Below are 1,112 nucleotides of genomic sequence, written 5' to 3' on the forward strand. Positions count from 1 at the left end.
ATTTACTCCAAGTATCCCCACAAATAAATAAAATTCTTCTGCAAGATCCATTTTCTATCATAGAATAAGCTGTGTAAAGTCCATAAACATAGCCAGAACACGATTGATTAATATCAAAGGTTAATGTTTTTTCGCTTAAGCCTAGTTTTCCATGTAAATAACAAGCTGTAGGAGGCATAAAAAAATCTGGAGTTTGAGTGCAAACTATAAGCGCATCTAGTGAGTTTTTGTCAATATTAAATTCATCAAAAAGTATTTTAGCTCCATATTCTCCTAAATCACTTGCAGTTGTTTCTTGATCTGCCTCATATCTATATTGTAAGCCAACATTTTTTTTAATCTGGGATAGTTTTTTAACATCACCCTTGTATCTTGTATTGAGTTCATCATCTATATTGATGAGATTTTGAGGAACTATAGTAAGAACATAGCTTAATTTTGCATGATTAAAGGAGGCTTGCATTATAATATCCCCCCCCCCCAGCATATATTAAGATTTTCAAAATTAAATTCATAATACATTATCATTATAGGATTTTCTCCTTTTGATAAATTTGAACTTTTTTGCATATAAAATCAGTATCTAAAGTAATAAGAGCATTTGCCCAACTAAGTCCTGCTCCAAAAGCACCTAAAACAACTTTTAAAGTTTTTTGTAATGGAAATTGATATGAATTAATATTATCACATAGGGTGGCAGGAATAGAAGCTGCCCCTAAATTTCCATATTTATCTATACTTAAAGGAGCTTTACTATAATCGATTTGTAAACGATTGATAATTATTTCTAAAATTCTTTTATTAGCTTGATGAAAAAAAACAAAATCCAATTTATCTTGGCTGCAATTTGCAAATTTTAAAAGCTGATGAAAAACTTGAGGTTCTCTTCTTGTAGCAAAATTAAAAATTTCAAGTCCATTCATATATACTTGTTTTTCTTTTATATTTCTATTTAAAATTTCAGGTTCTTTCATAGCTTCTAAATTTGTACTTCTAAAAGCTCCAAAAGGCATAAAAAGATATTTCAAACCTTTACCATCTGAACCTAAGTCAAAATAAGATTTATATTCTTTTTGAGAGTATTCGATTAAGGTTACACTTACACCATCGCC

Annotated in this window: 1 protein-coding gene and 1 pseudogene; both read right to left on the minus strand. The window is 29.3% G+C overall.

The features are described 5' to 3' along the window. Positions 1-463: pseudogene (locus AJN58_RS09680) on the minus strand (hypothetical protein); the annotation flags it as partial. Positions 464-527: 64 nt separating this feature from the next. After that, positions 528-1,112, minus strand: a 585-nt coding sequence (locus AJN58_RS09685) for a 3-oxoacyl-[acyl-carrier-protein] synthase III C-terminal domain-containing protein (RefSeq protein ID WP_289305325.1), incomplete at its 5' end; no start/stop codon positions are given.

The organism is Campylobacter sp. BCW_4321 (assembly GCF_001763075.1).
In the GTDB taxonomy this organism is placed as follows: Bacteria; Campylobacterota; Campylobacteria; order Campylobacterales; family Campylobacteraceae; genus Campylobacter_D; species Campylobacter_D jejuni.